The 16707-nt window shown below is 36.4% G+C and carries 16 protein-coding genes; 8 read left to right on the plus strand and 8 right to left on the minus strand.

Features of this window, described 5'->3' with window-relative positions; genetic code table 11:
* Window positions 1-22: 22 nt before the first annotated feature.
* Entirely contained in the window at window positions 23-553 is a 531-nt protein-coding gene (locus ACY3XC_RS00540; RefSeq protein ID WP_464866855.1) for an HD domain-containing protein, read from the minus strand.
* 154 nt (window positions 554-707) lie between these two features.
* Window positions 708-2780 carry a lipoteichoic acid synthase gene (gene ltaS / locus ACY3XC_RS00545; RefSeq protein ID WP_464866856.1) on the minus strand — a complete coding sequence of 691 codons (2073 nt, stop codon included), beginning with the start codon at window positions 2778-2780 and terminating at the stop codon, window positions 708-710.
* Between the two features lie 460 nt (window positions 2781-3240).
* On the opposite strand from ltaS, the gene ACY3XC_RS00550 reads away from it, so the two are divergent.
* The gene (locus ACY3XC_RS00550) at window positions 3241-3420 is read left to right on the plus strand and encodes an H-type small acid-soluble spore protein (RefSeq protein WP_095249662.1); all 180 of its coding nucleotides are present in this window, start codon (window positions 3241-3243) and stop codon (window positions 3418-3420) included.
* Window positions 3421-3477: 57 nt separating this feature from the next.
* Here the strand turns inward: ACY3XC_RS00550 and ACY3XC_RS00555 are convergent, their stop codons facing one another.
* Together ACY3XC_RS00555 and ACY3XC_RS00560 are read right to left on the minus strand one after the other, a co-directional pair.
* Window positions 3478-3630, minus strand: coding sequence for a hypothetical protein (locus ACY3XC_RS00555; protein WP_464866857.1), 153 nt, complete (start codon window positions 3628-3630; stop codon window positions 3478-3480).
* 44 nt (window positions 3631-3674) lie between these two features.
* Complete coding sequence (locus tag ACY3XC_RS00560) at window positions 3675-4826, minus strand: acyl-CoA dehydrogenase family protein (protein WP_464866859.1); 1152 nt, start codon at window positions 4824-4826, stop codon at window positions 3675-3677.
* Window positions 4827-5094: 268 nt separating this feature from the next.
* Here ACY3XC_RS00560 and ACY3XC_RS00565 point away from each other — a divergent pair, with 268 nt between their 5' ends.
* Entirely contained in the window at window positions 5095-6597 is a 1503-nt protein-coding gene (locus ACY3XC_RS00565) for a nitrate/nitrite transporter (RefSeq protein WP_464866861.1), read from the plus strand.
* Between the two features lie 213 nt (window positions 6598-6810).
* Window positions 6811-8112 (plus strand): MFS transporter, encoded by a 1302-nt coding sequence (locus ACY3XC_RS00570; protein WP_464866863.1) that lies wholly within the window; start codon window positions 6811-6813, stop codon window positions 8110-8112.
* 64 nt (window positions 8113-8176) lie between these two features.
* Here ACY3XC_RS00570 and fdhF read toward each other — a convergent pair whose 3' ends face one another.
* Together fdhF and ACY3XC_RS00580 are read right to left on the minus strand one after the other, a co-directional pair.
* A complete protein-coding gene (fdhF, locus tag ACY3XC_RS00575; protein WP_464866864.1) occupies window positions 8177-10258 on the minus strand; it encodes a formate dehydrogenase subunit alpha in 2082 nt (693 codons plus the stop codon).
* A 126-nt stretch (window positions 10259-10384) separates the two neighbouring features.
* A complete protein-coding gene (locus ACY3XC_RS00580) occupies window positions 10385-12928 on the minus strand; it encodes a PAS domain S-box protein (RefSeq protein ID WP_464866866.1) in 2544 nt (847 codons plus the stop codon).
* Window positions 12929-13233: 305 nt separating this feature from the next.
* Here ACY3XC_RS00580 and yhfH (ACY3XC_RS00585) point away from each other — a divergent pair, with 305 nt between their 5' ends.
* The 4 genes from yhfH (ACY3XC_RS00585) (at window position 13234) to ACY3XC_RS00600 (ending at window position 14136) form a co-directional block, all read left to right on the plus strand.
* Complete coding sequence (gene yhfH, locus ACY3XC_RS00585) at window positions 13234-13368, plus strand: protein YhfH (protein ID WP_179159133.1); 135 nt, start codon at window positions 13234-13236, stop codon at window positions 13366-13368.
* Window positions 13369-13452: 84 nt separating this feature from the next.
* Window positions 13453-13587 (plus strand): protein YhfH, encoded by a 135-nt coding sequence (gene yhfH, locus ACY3XC_RS00590; protein ID WP_133367049.1) that lies wholly within the window; start codon window positions 13453-13455, stop codon window positions 13585-13587.
* A gap of 107 nt (window positions 13588-13694) precedes the next feature.
* Window positions 13695-13865 (plus strand): hypothetical protein, encoded by a 171-nt coding sequence (locus ACY3XC_RS00595; RefSeq protein WP_179159134.1) that lies wholly within the window; start codon window positions 13695-13697, stop codon window positions 13863-13865.
* Between the two features lie 19 nt (window positions 13866-13884).
* Window positions 13885-14136 carry a transcriptional regulator SplA domain-containing protein gene (locus ACY3XC_RS00600; RefSeq protein WP_464867443.1) on the plus strand — a complete coding sequence of 84 codons (252 nt, stop codon included), beginning with the start codon at window positions 13885-13887 and terminating at the stop codon, window positions 14134-14136.
* A gap of 42 nt (window positions 14137-14178) precedes the next feature.
* On the opposite strand, the gene ACY3XC_RS00605 is transcribed toward ACY3XC_RS00600, so the two are convergent.
* On the minus strand, window positions 14179-14364 hold the full coding sequence (locus ACY3XC_RS00605) for a cold-inducible protein YdjO-related protein (protein ID WP_179159289.1): 186 nt from the start codon (window positions 14362-14364) through the stop codon (window positions 14179-14181).
* A gap of 100 nt (window positions 14365-14464) precedes the next feature.
* Here ACY3XC_RS00605 and ACY3XC_RS00610 point away from each other — a divergent pair, with 100 nt between their 5' ends.
* The gene (locus tag ACY3XC_RS00610; RefSeq protein WP_179159135.1) at window positions 14465-14611 is read left to right on the plus strand and encodes a hypothetical protein; all 147 of its coding nucleotides are present in this window, start codon (window positions 14465-14467) and stop codon (window positions 14609-14611) included.
* 12 nt (window positions 14612-14623) lie between these two features.
* Here the strand turns inward: ACY3XC_RS00610 and ACY3XC_RS00615 are convergent, their stop codons facing one another.
* Complete coding sequence (locus ACY3XC_RS00615) at window positions 14624-16552, minus strand: endonuclease MutS2 (RefSeq protein ID WP_464866868.1); 1929 nt, start codon at window positions 16550-16552, stop codon at window positions 14624-14626.
* Window positions 16553-16707: the final 155 nt, after the last annotated feature.

The raw sequence follows: 16707 nt of genomic DNA on the forward strand, positions 1-16707 counted from the left end.
TGTGCCCAAAGCACAGCTTTTTTTAATCCAACTCTGTTATTTTTCTTAGTTCTGTATCTATCCAGTCATCTAAACGGATAATGCTTTGCTTTGCCCGGTCGTAATCGATACTTCGATAATGATGCATTCCACCCTCTTCTTCGTCTTTCTCATCGGCCCATTTCACAATTTGCTGAAGAGGTGTACGAACAATATCGTTTGATGGTAAAAATGAATCGGTATGAAACAGTATTGCTAAAGCGATATTTTTTGCCTTTACTGGATTTTCACCAAGACGGATTAATAATTTGTGAGCTCTCTCCGCCCCTTTAATTGGATGAATGTCATTTTGTTTATATAAATCATAATCCCATTTCCCATTTTTATACCAGGTGTAGTGCCCCATATCATGTAAAAGCCCCGCCTTTGCTGCAATATCAACATCCAATTGATGTTCTTTGCCTAAATGAAAGGCATGATAGGCCACTGCAATTGCATGTGCAATGCCAGATCGATTCAAGTATTTTTGTGCAATATGATGTTCAAATATGTTAATTAACCTTACATCTCTCATATCAATCTCCTCCACACCATGCATCATGCAATTTTTTTACCATTTATTATATTATAAACATAATTGTATGGCTACATATTTATTCATAATTACTAATAAAAATAGGAGCTCTCATTGTTAATGAAAGCTCCACTTTTACTTTTTTATTCACTTGTTATTCATTTGCAGATTCAGTTTCATTTATACCTTCTGTTTCTGTTTCAGTTTGAGTTTCACCAGTACCTTCTGTACCATCCGTACTTTCAGTTTCATTGGTAGCTTCGGTGCCTTTTACTGCGTTACTTTCAATTACTCCTTTTTTCACTTTCGGAGCTAAATATTCAAAATCATTAGGATCTATTGGTGTATATCCAGCTGGCTGGTAGAAACGTAAAAGGTCTTTATAAACGATTTCATCTGACATTTGAAGCTCTGTTGCGGCTTTATCAGCAATTTCCTTGCATGCCTCAGTACCTTCGAGTATTTCCCCTGTTACGTTACTGTAGCATTTCCCTTTTACTTGAACGATTTCAGGTGAGACGAAATCTCCATTTCTAAATAAGGCCCAATTACGGTGATCCTTTGAAAATAAATCAGATCCAAGTTCCAAGTAGTCTTTTGTATCAATACCTAATAAGTGAAGAATGGTTGAACGCACATCAGCCTGACCACCATATTGCTGCTGAATCCCTCCATTCATTCCAGGAACATGAATAAGTAGAGGAACACGCTGCAAGCCGGTATTTAGGGTTGGAGTAATTTCCTCAACACCAAGGACCTTCGCCATTGCCTCATTGTGATTTTCAGAAATACCGTAATGGTCCCCGTACATTACAATGACTGTATTATCGTATAAACCTGAAGCTTTTAGATCATTAAAGAACTGTTCAATCGCCTCATCCATATAGTGTGCTGCTTGAAAATATTGATCGACCACTTTATCCCCAGTATCTCCAGCAGGAAACTCAGTATCCTCTGGGTCCATTTCAAAAGGAAAATGGTTAGAAAGTGTTAAAAATTTTGTATAGAACGGCTGCGGTAAGCTCTTTAGTAAAGGCATTGATTCTGTAAAGAATGGCTTATCCTTTAAACCGTAATTCTTAGTATTTTCTTCAGTCATATTGTAATATTCGGCATCAAAAAATTGATCATATCCTAAAGCTTTGTACATAACGTTTCGGTTCCAGAACGTTTTATAGTTCCCATGAAACGAAGCGGAATAATAGCCATTACCTTTTAGAATGGCTGGCATTGCATGGTAGGTGTTTTGTGCTTTATTGACGAAAACTGCACCTTGAGCCATTGGGTATAATCCATTTTCCATCAGGAATTCTGCGTCAGACGTCTTGCCTTGACCAGTTTGATGAAAAAAGTTTTCAAAATAAAATGCTTCATTCCCATGAACTAAGGAATTTAAGAACGGTGTTACTTCCTGGCCATCTGGCATTTTATAATCGATAGCAAAGCTTTGAAGTGATTCCATTGCAATATAGATTACATTCATTCCTTTAGCTTTACCGAAGTACTCAGGATTAGGTGCTGCAAAATTAGCTTTCCGATAATTCTCCACATCCGTTATATCACTGCTGTCAGCAAGTGCCCGTTGGCCGGAAGATTTGATATTTTGAATAACATCGTAAATGGTAAAGTTATAGGCACCTAAATATTTTACCAAGTAATTTCTATCAAACGAACGGCTTAATAGCTGCGGACGATCTTTTTCTGCCAGCCCAAGATTAAACAAAAATACAGTGACCGCAAACAAGAGAACTACTTTAAATGACTTTCGATTTTCAACAGTAACCTTCTTAAATAAAGTAAAAGACAATGCAATCAAAATAAAAAAGTCTAAGAAGTATAAGAAATCAAATGGAGACATTAATGAAAGAGCACTATCTCCGAGTTGACCTGCATTTGTTTTGGTCGACATTAAAACTGGAACCGTAATAAAATCGCTAAAGAATCTGTAATAGGCAATATTGGCGTACAATAAGAACGACAAAATAAAATTTGTGATAATAATGACTAATTTCATGCGCTTTTTGAAAAGTAAAGCTAAACCAAAGAAAAATAGCGCTGAACTTAGCGGATTAATAAACAAGAGGAATTTTTGTAGGTTATTATCGATTCCAAGGGTAAATTCAACTTGATATGCTGCATATGTTTTTAGCCAAAATAAAACAACGGCAATTGCAAAGAAAGCAATGGATCCATTATTTTTTATTTCAGGCAGTCTAATCTTTTTCATTTTTAATTCTCCTCTCACTTACCAATAACTTTGGTAAACGAACCTCAATTACTATATCACATATCCATCAAAATAAAAACAAATTCACTTCCATTAATAACCAATTTCTTTCGTCAATTTTCACTATATTTTGCTAGTAATCTAACATTCTAGAAGCTTGGTCAAATTCCTCGGTTAATTTCGAAATTAAAATATCTGGCAGTCCAAGGTGATTTAAACTTCTTTTATATAAGACGAAAGGAAACCCATTAAGTTTCAAATATTTTAGGTATCTTTTTCTAAGTAATCATAAACCGGAAATTTAGAGCATGCAATATGATTTTAGTCTTATCTTTTACAGAATATAAAACAAGCTATCCTTTTAGAACTATTAATAATAGAAGAAAGCGATTACAAAATTAACGAATGAAAACCCTCATGAAGGTAAAAATAAAATGACAATATTATTAGGAGTGAAAATATGAATGTAAACCGTGTTAAACAAATTCTATCGTCTTCTGCAGATATTGAAGTTAAATATAATGGAACTTCTGTCTGGATTGACCAATTAAACGAGGATGGAAGAACAGCTACTGTACACCTAAGAGGTCCTCTTGAAGAAAGAACGATTGTTGAAATAGGGGAACTTGTTGAAGACTAAAAAATACCTCCACCTTTCGAATAAAGGTGGAGGAGTTTTTATTGGGAAGTTTAACGCCTATATCATATCTTCGTTTTCCTTATCTATATTACTAGGCTGAGGTGTAATTTGTTGGTCGAAGCCTTTTTTAAGTAAATCTTTTGTATTTGTTCCTACATCAATTGTGGTATCTGATTTAGGAAGCTGGCTTAATTCTTTTCCTCTTGGCATTTTCTTCACCCCTTACTAGTTAAAGTGTTCAAGGTGAGTAAAAATTAATCAAATTGTTTGATGGCATGATTTGCTAATATTTGGATGGTCATATCATCCATTGGCGGATTGTGAAGCCCCGCTCGTACATCACGATAGTATCGCTGCAAAGGATTTTTTAATGATAGGCTTCTTGCTCCAACTAATCTCATTGCTAAATCCACTATTGCGATGGCATTATTTGTAACATTTAATTTGGCTGCTCCCAGGATTGGCCCCATTCCCCCCCTGCCCTGCTCGTCAAAATCATCCCATTGCTTTGCGACAGAATGTAAGAAATACTCTGACTCCATCAACTTCAATTCCATTTCCCCAATTTTTTGCCGTACGTTCGGTAAGTCAATGATGGTACCTTCCACACTATTAGGAGAATAATCTATTGCAAATTCTATCGCATATTTTTTTGCCGCTTTCGCTATCCCAAGATAACAAGCCGGTATATGAAGAAGCCAGCCATTTGGTTTCTTACCCTCATTTCCTAGTTGCTCTACAAAGAACTCCTTAGGTACGGATACATTCTGAAGAACTAAATCATGACTTCCCGTTCCTCTTAATGCAATACTATCCCAGGTCTCTTCAATAAGTATTCCTTTTGAAGATCTAGGGATAAGGAAGTTTCCTACTAGATTTGTATTTTTTATCGTTGCACTTACAATAAAATAATCTAATACGGGGGCCATGGTAGTAAAGGTTTTCCTGCCGTTTATTATCCAATTATCCCCCTCTTTACAGGCTGAGGTATCAGGTTTTCCTCCACGTGTCGGGCTTCCTGTTTTTGGCTCTGTTGCAGCACTATTGATTAATGAACCATTTTTTACGTCTTCACAGATTTTTTTGAAAATGTTTTCATTCCAAGAATTTTTTTCTGAGAGGTTTTTGATAATCCCCATATGCCAGCCGATTGATAGCGCTGTTGCACCATCCCCTTCAGCAATTTGCTCTTGAAATCGAAGCATATCATATAAGGAAATTTCTCTTCCCCCATACTTCTTAGGAACAGTTAATGAGGTATAACCGCTATCTTTTAAATCTTGAATATTCTCAAATGGAAAACTTCCCTCTAAATCTACTTGATGAGCTCTTGACAAAAATCGCTCTGAAAGTTCCTTCATCAACTCATATTGCTGATCAAATGTTTCTAATTGTTGAAAATTCATAAGCTTCCTCCACCCTATCATCATCATCATTTTTTTTATTGAATTTATATTAAATTAATATGATAATACACGAGTGAGGAGATATTTTCCATTTTCTTAAAAATCTTACTATACTTGTAGATTTGTGCTATACCTCACAGTTATATCTAGAAAATTGTTCTATAATACACTAAGAAAAATTTACCAATAAGTGAATTTGTACAAAAGTTTTGGTTGTATAGCTCTTTAATGGAAATACTACACATATTGGAAATGAAGGGGGATTGGAATGTCTCAAGGTGCAAAACAATTATATCTTCAAACTACAAGCCTTGTTGCCGGTTTTATGGTATGGGTACTTATTTCATCACTCATGCCTTACATTCAAGCAGATATCAAGCTGTCATCAACGCAAATATCCTTGGCAACGGCTGTACCGGTAATCCTTGGGTCTTTACTAAGAGTTCCAATTGGATTTTGGACAAATCGATTTGGTGCTAGAACCATTTTCACCATTAGTTTTATAATTTTATTGCTTCCGATTGGGATTCTAAGTATTGCTAACTCGTTATTCATGTTAATTTTGGGTGGATTAATGCTCGGTATTGGCGGAGCTGTTTTTTCTATTGGTGTTACCTCCCTGCCTAAATATTACCCAAAAGAAAAACATGGATTTATTAATGGAATTTATGGTTCCGGAAATATTGGAACAGCACTTACATCGTTCGCTTCACCCGTTCTAGCAAATGCATTTGGCTGGAGAACAACGATACAAATATTTCTTGTTGTTGTCTTGGTCTTTGCGATCTTAAATTTTCTCTTTGGTGATAAAAATGAGAGAAAGGTTAACAACTCTTTAACAGATGTAATTAAAGAAGTTTATAAAAATGAAAAGCTTTGGTTTTTAAGTTTATTTTATTTCATCACGTTCGGATCGTTTGTTGCCTTCACAATCTATTTGCCTTCTTTCTTAGTCAATCATTTTGATTTAGATAAGGTTGATGCTGGCTTACGGACCGCCGGATTTATCGCATTGGCTACTCTTATGCGGCCAGTTGGCGGATGGCTAGGGGATAAATTAAACCCATTTTTTATTTTGATGGGTGTTTTTACTGGACTTACTTTCGCCGGTTTTCTATTGGCCTTTACGCCTTCATTGCCTATTTATTCATTTGGCTGTTTATTCGTGGCTATTTGTGCAGGGCTTGGGAACGGTACTATTTTTAAATTAGTACCTTTATATTTTTCGAAACAAGCAGGAATCGTGAATGGTATTGTCTCAGCGATGGGTGGTCTTGGCGGCTTTTTCCCGCCAATTATTTTGACCATACTCTTTAATTGGACTGGACACTATGCAATAGGCTTCATGTCGCTATCTGAGTTTTCATTAGCAGCTTCAATCTTAGTAGTCTGGCTCTACTATCGTGAAAAGCAAGAAATTTCCGCCAAAATTGTCGACCATGCTACTGATGGAATAACGGTTACCGATAAAAATGGAATAATTATAAGTGTTAACCCTGCTTTTACTAAGATTACGGGATATACACTGGATGAAGTGATTGGAAAAACACCGAGTGTCCTTCAATCTGGAGAACACGATAATGCCTTTTATAAAAAGATGTGGGATAGTTTGTTAAATGCAGGCTACTGGGAAGGGTTCATTTGGAATAAACGAAAAAACCAAGAAATCTATCGAGAATGGTTAACGATTACTGCAATTCGAGATGACAGTGGTGAAACAAAAAATTATGTTGGCATGTTTCATGAAGTCGATGATGAAAAGAAATCATAGCCATAAGACCTTCTTTGGAAGGTCTATTTTTTTTCAAAAAATCAGCTTTCTCGATTAAATTATTACAACTTTTTGTCTTTCTTCCCGAGTTCACATTTCCTTCACTATTTTTGTGACGTACGTCACAAAAATCATGTTACTATCTGATTTATAGTGAAAACACAAACAACTTCCACGTAGAAAAAATGAATGTGGATTTAGGGAGAGATATAAATGGCACGAATTAATTATTGGAATCCTGAGGATGAAAAGTTTTGGAAAGCAGAAGGAAAAAAACACGCACAACGAAATCTATGGATTTCCGTTCCTTCTTTAATGCTTGCATTTATTGTTTGGCAAATTTGGTCTGTGGTTGCAATAAGACTAAATGATATTGGCTTCAATTTTACAGATGAACAATTATTCACTTTAGCAGCGGTCCCAGGACTTGTTGGAGCAACTCTTCGATTTGTATATACTTTTGCAGTCGGTTCAATAGGCGGCAAAAACTGGACTGTCATATCAACTGCCGTCTTAGCCATTCCCGCTCTTGGTATTGGCTTCGCAGTACAAAATCCTGACACTCCATTTTCAATTATGTTATTGTTAGCAGCACTTTGTGGTCTTGGTGGAGGTAACTTTTCTTCCTCTTCAGCAAATATTAGCTTTTTCTTCCCGAAAAAAGAAAAAGGTACAGCTCTAGGAATTAACGGCGGTTTAGGAAACATGGGTGTTTCAGTTGTGCAATTTGTTACACCTTTAATCGTGACAACTGGTGCTTTCGCATTTGCTGGTAAAGGTCAAGTATTAGCAAATGGCCAACAAATATGGTTACAAAATGCAGCATTTATTTGGGTAATTCCGATTGTGATCATGACATTACTTGCTTACTTTAAAATGGATAATGTACCAGGTGCTAAACAATCTGTTGCAGATCAATTTGTTATTGTAAAACGTAAACACACTTGGATTATGACAGCACTTTATATCGCAACATTTGGTTCTTTCATTGGATATTCAGCGGCATTCCCGCTTCTATTAAAATCACAGTTCCCTGAATATATTTCACTTGCCTTCCTTGGTGCATTAGTTGCAGCTGGAGCAAGACCTGTTGGCGGCTGGCTGGCTGATAAATTCGGTGGAGCTAGAGTAACAGCTTATGTATTTGTGATTATGGCCATCGGTGCATTAGGAGTTATTTATTTCTTAAATCTTAATCAGTTTGCAGGTTTCTTAGGTTCATTCCTTGTTTTATTTCTTGCTTCAGGTATTGGCTCTGGGTCAACTTTCCAAATGATCCCAACCATGTTTATTCCAAAAGAAGCAGCGCCAGTAATTGGGTTTTCAGCAGCATTTGCTGCTTATGGTTCCTTCCTAATTCCTAAGCTTTTTGGATGGTCCGTTGATACAACTGGTTCTTACGTAACAGCATTCTATGTCTTCATTGGCTTTTACGTTATTGCTTTTGCACTGAACTATTTCTACTATCAAAGAAAAACAACAACTGTTAAACAAATGGTCAAACAAGCCGGGTAATCCCCGGCTTGTTTTTGCTTTTCGACATATAAAAAGCACGGAAAATTAATTCCGTGCCTCCTTTTTATATCCGAGATATCGCTACTGCACATGCTTTATATTCTGCTGTTCCTGATATCGGGTCGTATTCGTTTAGGGTTAAAACATTTGTTGGTGTTTCGCTCCAGTGGAAGCTCATGAAGACAAGTCCTGGAACAACCATTTCTGTAATTTTTGCTTTAACCGTTAACTCACCTCTTCGGGAACGGACTTGAACGAATTCACCGTCAGTAATCCCCAAAGTTTGTGCATCAACGGGATGGATATCCACCGTTTCTTCCGTTTGCTTTACCTTGACACCTGGAGCATAGTAACGTGTTTGCGAATGTGTGTTATACGACTCATAACGTCTGCCTGTAGTTAATGTAAACGGAAACTCATGATCGGGAAGTTCCAATGGCTCTGTGAAATCTACTGGTACGAATGGTGATTTTTTCACAACAGCCTCCTGATTATGAAATCTCTCATGCATGATAAACGTGCCAGGATGATCCTCCGTCGGGCATGGATAATGGATGCTATATTCTTTTTCGAGTCTTTCGTAAGAAATACCACCATACATTTCCCAAGCGAGTCTTCTCACTTCATTCCAGATTTCTTCACTGCTTGAATAGTTCATTGGATAACCCATTATTGTCGCTAGTTCACAGAGGATTACCCAATCTTCTTTTACATTAATAGCTGGTTCTACCGCTTTTCGAACTCTTTGTATCCTTCGGTCTGTATTGGTATAGGTTCCGTCAACCTCTCCCCATGAACAAGCCGGCAGGACCACATCTGCCATTTTTGCACTTTCAGTTAGGAATATATCCTGCACAATTAACAAATCTAGCTTTTCCATTAGCTTTTTTGTATGGTTCATATGAACATCAGCAAGCAATGGGTTCTCTCCTATGATATAAAGTGCCTTTAATTCACCATTTTCGAGGCGGTCAAAGGTTCTTGTTTGTGTGTCACCCACATGAGGATTTAGCGTAACATTCCATTCTTTCTCATAACGTGCTCGGTATTCATCATGGACTAAACTCATCGCTCCTGCCAGTTGGTTTGGCAGGCACCCCATATCGCCTGCACCTTGGACGTTGTTTTGCCCGCGTAATGGCATAATGCCTGTTCCCTCTTTACCGATATTACCTGTCAATAAAGCAAGATTTGCTATATCAAAGACATTATTAACACCACAATGGTGCTCTGTGATTCCTAGGGTATAAGCTATCATTGAACCACTTGAACTAGCATATTCCCTTGCTGTAGTTACAATATCCTCAGCATTCAAACCTGTAATGGAAGCTGCATATTCAGGCGTGTACATTTCTACGTGCTTTGCTAATGACTCAAAATCAATCGTAAATTGCTGAATAAACTCTTCATTGTATAGATTTTCCTTTATAATAACCCGAAGGAAGGCATTAATCAGAGCGATATCTGTGCCGACCTTGATTTGCAAATGACGGTGAGCAAATTTAACCATGTCAATCTTTCTTGGATCAATGACGATTACTTTAAGTCCGTTTTTAATAGCTTTCTTTATTCGGTTTGCAATAATCGGATGTGCTTCTGTGGTATTTGATCCCATTAGCAGCAATACTTCTGCTCTGTCAAAATCCTCTAACGTATTCGTTGGGAAACCGCTTCCAAATACAGTTGCCAGACCGGCAACACTTGGTGCGTGTCAAGTTCGGTTACATCCATCTATATTATTACTGCCAATCACTGTCCTCATAAATTTTTGTGTAACATAATTAGATTCATTGGTTGTTCTAGCACAGGCAAACATCGAGATTGCATTGGGTCCCCAAGTATCTCTAATCGAGGATAATTTATCTGCAATAAATTTGTATGCCTCATCCCATGTTGTTTCTACTAATTGCCCCGCTTTTCGAATAAGAGGATTGATTAATCTATTGTTCGAATGAACGTATTCATAAGCAAAGGCACCTTTCACACAGGTTTGACCTTTATTAACCGGTGCATCTTTATCACCGCGTATTTTCATTATTCGATTATCTTTGACTTCTAACACTAAGCCGCAGCCTGTACCGCAATAACCGCAAATCGTTTTAACAAAATTTGCTTCCCCCACATTTTCCCCTCCCAATTCAAACATTTATACTTATATAAACATATTAATCTATTTATCCTAAAAGTAGCTTTGTTTTTTTAAAAAATAATTGTCTATTTTTCGAAAAGTTTCGGGTAACAAAAAAACAGAAGAGGGTATCTTCCGTTTTCATCATGCTGGCTTTGCGGGTAAGAGGATATTGAAAGTTGTTCCTTTATTCGGCTCGCTCTCAACAAAAACTTTTCCCTTGTGATTTTCAATAATTTTGAAGCTGACCATTAATCCAAGTCCGTTTCCATTTTTCTTTGTTGTATAGAATGGTTCACCGAGTTGTTTTAATTTTTCTTCTGGTATCCCAACTCCTGTGTCCTGTATAGAAATTTGGACATTGTTATCATGAATCATCGTTTTTACGTGCAGTTCTCCGCCATTTGGCATTGCTTCTATTCCATTTTTAATAAAGTTCAAAAACACTTGCTTTAAGCGGTTTTCGTCACAATCAATTTGGATAATTGCATGCGGACAATCAAACGTAAGTTTAACATGCTTCTTCCTTGCTTCAAATTCTAAAAGCGATACCACATTTTTTATCACTGGAACCACGTTCTTTTCTTCTAATTCCACCATTTTGGGTTTAGCCAAAACCATGAAGTCCTCCACAATGGTATTGACACGTTCAATTTCATCTAAAATAATATTCATAAATTCCAAGCGCTCAGGATCCTGCTCATCTAATGTTAGAAATTCCGCATATCCCTTCATAGATGTAAGCGGATTTCGAATTTCATGTGCTACACCCGCAGCTAATTGACCAACGGCTGCAAGCTTATCCTGTCGATGGATTACCTCTTCTGTTTTCTTACGCTCTGTAATATCATTGCGAATCGCCACATATTGATACGGCTTCCCATTCTCATTTAAGAAAGGGACAATCGTTGTATCTACCCAATAGTTGGTGCCGTCTTTTGCTTTATTTCTTATTTCACCTTTCCAAACCTTTCCTTCGCCAATCGTTTTCCATAAATCCTTAAAGAATAATTTTGGATGATGCCCTGAGTTTAAGATAACATGGTCTTTTCCAAGAATCTCTTCCCGACTATATTTTGAAATCTCACAGAACTTATCATTTACACTTGTAATAATTCCTTTCGCATCTGTAAAGGCAACAATTGTCGATTGGTCGAGTGCAAAACGAATGTCTGTATTATCCTTAATTGATTCCTTTAAATGCTCTTCAGCTCTTTTCCGATCGGAAATGTCGGTACGTATGGCAACATATTGATATGGCTTTCCTTTGTCATTTAAAAATGGAACAATTGTCGTGTCAACCCAATATTGTGTACCATCTTTTGCTCTGTTACATAGTTCGCCCTTCCATACTACTCCTTGACCAATGGTTCTCCAGAGATCTTTGAAGAATTCTTTTTCATGGAAGCCAGAATTTAATATCCTGTGATCCTCACCAAGTAATTCCTCCCGGCTATATTTCGATATTTCACAGAACTTATCGTTTACACTTGTAATCTTTCCCTTTTCATCTGTAATGGCAATGATAGACGATTGATCAAGCGCGAATGTAATATCCTGAGTTTCCTTTATCGATTCTAAAAGAGCCTGCTCCGCATTCTTTCGATTGGTTATATCAGAACGAATGGCAATATATTGAATTGGCTTCCCCTTTTTATCTAAGAAAGGGACAATCGTCGTATCTACCCAATAATAGGAACCATCGTTTGCCTTATTTCTAATCTCACCTCTCCATGTCTTCCCCTCTTGAATAGTCCTCCACAAATCCTGAAAAAACTCTTTAGGGTGATATCCTGAATTTAACATACGATGGTTCTTTCCAATAATTTCTTCCTTTTTATACTTTGAGATTTCCTCAAACTTATCATTCACATAAACAATCGTACCTGTAGGATCTGTAATGGCTACAATTGTCGAAGCATCTAAAGCAGCTTTGATATCATTTAGATTCGTATCTGTTTCAGCTAGCTGCTTACTAATTAAGGTACTAGAGGCAATTAACCCGCTTATGATTAAAACTGTTACAAATAATACCAAATAGATTAAAAAGGTCTCTTCATTAATGATTTCATCCATTGGATTATTGGTTGAAATAATCGTGGAGGCCCTTTTTAAAAGAAAATGCCCTTCTACAATCGCACTTGAAATAATGAGGGCACTAATTGGTTTTAACCATGTCTGACTTCCTTTTGAGTAGGTTTTAGAAGTAAAAAGAATCCATAAAGAAAATAAAAAAGACCCAAATATTAATAGTCCCGAAACTACAAAAATTGGAACATTATATTCAATCGTCAGATTCATCGCATAAATACTTATTATATGAATGGCAAAAACAGCTATTGTTAAAAATAAACTTCCAAAAAGCAAATGTGTGGAACGAATTTTCTTGCCAAATAAAGGTATAAAGGCCATCCCAGTAAAAGCAATCCCTATTAGAATGGATAAAATTGTCAAGGGTATTTGGTAACTAGAAAAACGAGTTATATCAGCAGCAATTAAACCGACAAAATTCATGACCCATATTCCCACTCCCATCGATACAGAGCCGCCAAGATATAAAAGTCTTTTATTATTCTTTGAATTTTTTATTAACGTAAACATATCTAAACTTGTATATGAAGCCATGATGGTTAACCCTATGGCAATAACTATTAAAAATGGATGAAATTCGCTAGAAACTGTGTCCATTTACGGCATTCCCCCTTTGAGCTATTCTCTTTCTACTCTGATTGTAATGGAAACAAATACGGGAGGGAAGTGTTTTTGTTCACAAAATTGTCGAATTTACATTATATTAACCAAATAATTTATTTACAACATACATAGCTGGACAAAACTTACACAGAATATTGATACAGGATAAATGAATCATTTTTCAAAAAAATTAAATTATTTATCAAAAAGGACTACACAAATTTAATTTTTTTGATTATACTGTACTACAACAGGTTGATAATAAATAAACTGTATTAAAAAAGGAGGAGATTTTTAATATGTTAGTGAATCCAGTTGAATTTTTCCGCACTTTGCCAAAAAAGGAATGTCCAGAATGCGGGCAGCACATGGAAGAACAAGCAGAAAGCTACTTAATGGAATGTGATCGCTGTTTATCAAAAAGAGAAGAATAGAGGAAACACAATTTTTTTTGAATAAGCTGTACTACAACAAAATAAAGGTTAATAAACTGTAATGAAAAAGGGGAGGTATTTATAATGTTAATTAGTCCAGTTGAATTTTTCCGCACTCTGCCAAAAAAGGAATGTCCAGAATGTGGGCAGCACATGGAGGAACAAGCAGAAAGCTACTTAATGGAGTGCGACCGCTGTTTAGCTAATAAAAACGAATAGAATATAATGCGCATGCTCCCCAGAGAATGGGGAGTTTTTTTGTATTCAAAATAAGGAAGGAATAAACACATTTCAGTTAGCAAAAGCTTAGTAAAGGAGGTGTTTGTGTGGCAAAAGAAACTACTTCATCCAAAAAGAAGCAAACATCCATTCAAGGGGGAATCTATCCTTCTCAAAAATATGTTCCAGGTGATTCTGTAGACGAACATAAGGATATTGAGGATGCAACGATCATGTTGGCTGGTGATGAAATTCGTCAACAAAATGAAAATCTGTAAAAGAGGAAGGTAAATGGATATGGATATTGTTGATATTGCGAGTGCTAAGCCAGGAGACGAAGTGTTTGTAATCTATCGTAATCCGCATGTACCAACTGTTGCTAATATTCGAGCTGCTGAAATAGTCACCCATCCCAAGGATCCAAATGCACTTGCCTTATTCCTAAACGAAACCTTTCATGTGATTGAAGACGATGACGCTCTTTTCCCTACCTCTGAATCTGCTCAAAGAGCATACGAGGGACATTTCTTTAATTTTGGCGAAGAATAAAAGACTGTCTTTTATTGACAGTCTTTTTGAATACTTTCTTCATTATATTTTCGGAAGCTCTCTTATTTCTGTAGCCATTTCATTTCCACACATTGGACAAAGCAAATCGTCTGTCACAAATTCCTTTCTCATCCAGCCAATACAGGCATTGTCCATGCAAGAATAGATTTCGGTTTCAAGCATAATTACTTCAATTTCTTCATCCTTAGCCCTTTTACCATAAAAAATGGGAACCGCCTCCTTTTTTTATAGTATGTACCAAAAATGTCCTTTTCATTGCTCAAAAACAATCTTTTACCCTAAACAATATAAGGAAGGAATAATTTAAATGAAAACTAACGGAAAAAAAGTAACTGTGGTCGGAACGGATATCGAAGAGGTAAAAAGATTAAATAGCCAGTCAGGCTTAAGTTATAACCAAGTGAAACAGCTGCTCGCTGAAAAATACTCAAATAATAGGCAGCCTTCCAAATAGGAAGGCTGTTTTCTATATATCCGTATAATCAATGATTATTTCATCATCATGCTTTTTTGAAAGTATTTTACTTTTCTTCCTATTCTCTTTTGATTGAAAGATAATATCAAAATCATAATCATCCGGATAAAGTTCTTTAGCTGCGATATAAAGCTTTATTCTTTTGTGGTTTACGGATAATTTTTCACCTTTCACCTGGACCACATAATTTCCTCGTTGATCAGGACCGCTATACACAATCCCGAGCTCATTAGTTGGTGAAATATTTACATTGTCCCCTTGAATGAATTCAGGAATCTTCTCCTCCGGTATAACGGTCTTTTTTCTATTTTTGTATTTATTTACAATTACCTGTTTTTCTAATTCCTTCTGTTTCCAGATATCAGTTTCCATATTGGCATAATTTTTGATTGCTTTATATGTTACTTGATGTGCTCTCTCAATAATTTTCGGATGAATCCCAAGTTTTAAAGCAATCGCAAATGCCTGACTTTCCCCTCCTCTTCCTATATTAAGACGGTACGTCGGACTAAGAGTCTCGATATCAAATTCCATTGATCCATTAATAAATCCTGGATGTCCTTCAGCAAACTCTTTTATTTCACTATAGTGGGTCGTAGCTAAAAGCATCGCTCCTTTATTAAACAGCTGCTCTAAAATCGCAGTCGCAAGACCCATTCCTTCCCCTGGATCTGTTCCTGATCCAAGTTCATCGAGAAGTACTAAAGTCTGGTCATTTGTATCCTTAAGGATTTCAATAATATTTACTATCCGCGAGCTAAACGTACTTAAATTTTCTGTAATACTTTGACCATCACCAATATCCACTAGGATACGCTGAAAGATACTAAGATTACTTTCTTCTGAAGCAGAGATATGAAGACCGCACTGTACCATGAGAGTCAACAAACCTACAGTTTTAATACTTACTGTTTTTCCACCAGTATTTGGACCAGTTATCACGAGTGCACTTTGGCCATCTTTCATTTCTAATGATAACGGAACGGCTTTATCACCGAGGAGAGGGTGCCTTGCCTGAATTAACTTTAGTTCCTGCTCATCGTTAACCCTAACCTTGACACCATTAATAGACCGGCTATATTTCGCCTTCGCAAACAAAAAGTCATAATGGACCATCGTTTCGATAGCTAATTTAATTTGCTGCTCTTTCACTTCTACTAATCCCGTTAAATAAGACAAAACCTTTTGGACTTCGACATCTTCATCTGCAAACAGCCACGTTAATTGTTCTTGATATAGAGCAATTTCATCAGGTTCAATAAATAATGTTGAACCTGAAGCAGAGGTATCTAAAACAGCCCCTTTAATTTTATTTCGGTATTCCTTCTTAATAGGAATAACATATCTTCCATCTCTTTGACTGACAACATTCTCTTGCAGGTACGTTTTATATTTGTTGGATCGAATCAACTGCATCGTTTTTTCTTTAAGGCGCTCTTCATGAATGGCAATCTGTTTTCTTATTTTTAATAACTCTTTTGATGCATAATCATCTACCCTTCCATTTCGAATACAGCGAATAATTTCACCCGCAAGCTCCGGCAATTCCTCAATCACTTCCACATATGAGGTTACTCTTGGTGCATAATATTCTTTGTCCTTCATGAATCTGCGCATTTTTCCACAACAATCTAAGAAATCATAAAGCTTGGATAATTGGTCGGGACGCAGTACAGTACCTTTGTTTAATTTAGATAAAATTTGTTCCATACCTCCCAAACCATGGACAGGTACACTCGAGCTTTTCTTGAGTATTTCGACTCCCTCCGAAACTTCATCCAGCCATGCTTCAATTTGTTTCAAATGTGTAGAAGGTACAAGGTGATAGATTTTTTCTTTTCCTTCATTTGTTAAAGCAAATTCCGCTATTTTCTCTTTTATTTCCTGTACTTGCAAAACCTTAAATGTATGTGTATTCAATGTTTTTCCCTCCAAAATAAAATAAAAATAGCCGCAATGAACAATGTCATTGCGGCTACGCTAAATAAAACGAGTATTTTCTCGTTTTTGTATACAAATTTTATCCACAAAAAAACTGTCTACTTAGAATGTACACAGCAGCATGGAGAAAACTG

This window comes from Bacillus sp. CZDM1 (assembly GCF_055502545.1).

Bases quoted from the DNA above. Each gene is read 5' to 3' on its own strand.
- ACY3XC_RS00540 (WP_464866855.1), bottom strand. From the start codon at position 553: ATGAGAGATGTAAGGTTAATTAACATATTTGAACATCATATTGCACAA.
- ltaS (WP_464866856.1), bottom strand. From the start codon at position 2,780: ATGAAAAAGATTAGACTGCCTGAAATAAAAAATAATGGATCCATTGCT.
- ACY3XC_RS00550 (WP_095249662.1), top strand. From the start codon at position 3,241: ATGAATGTAAACCGTGTTAAACAAATTCTATCGTCTTCTGCAGATATT.
- ACY3XC_RS00555 (WP_464866857.1), bottom strand. From the start codon at position 3,630: ATGCCAAGAGGAAAAGAATTAAGCCAGCTTCCTAAATCAGATACCACA.
- ACY3XC_RS00560 (WP_464866859.1), bottom strand. From the start codon at position 4,826: ATGAATTTTCAACAATTAGAAACATTTGATCAGCAATATGAGTTGATG.
- ACY3XC_RS00565 (WP_464866861.1), top strand. From the start codon at position 5,095: ATGTCTCAAGGTGCAAAACAATTATATCTTCAAACTACAAGCCTTGTT.
- ACY3XC_RS00570 (WP_464866863.1), top strand. From the start codon at position 6,811: ATGGCACGAATTAATTATTGGAATCCTGAGGATGAAAAGTTTTGGAAA.
- ACY3XC_RS00580 (WP_464866866.1), bottom strand. From the start codon at position 12,928: ATGGACACAGTTTCTAGCGAATTTCATCCATTTTTAATAGTTATTGCC.
- yhfH (WP_179159133.1), top strand. From the start codon at position 13,234: ATGTTAGTGAATCCAGTTGAATTTTTCCGCACTTTGCCAAAAAAGGAA.
- yhfH (WP_133367049.1), top strand. From the start codon at position 13,453: ATGTTAATTAGTCCAGTTGAATTTTTCCGCACTCTGCCAAAAAAGGAA.
- ACY3XC_RS00600 (WP_464867443.1), top strand. From the start codon at position 13,885: ATGGATATTGTTGATATTGCGAGTGCTAAGCCAGGAGACGAAGTGTTT.
- ACY3XC_RS00610 (WP_179159135.1), top strand. From the start codon at position 14,465: ATGAAAACTAACGGAAAAAAAGTAACTGTGGTCGGAACGGATATCGAA.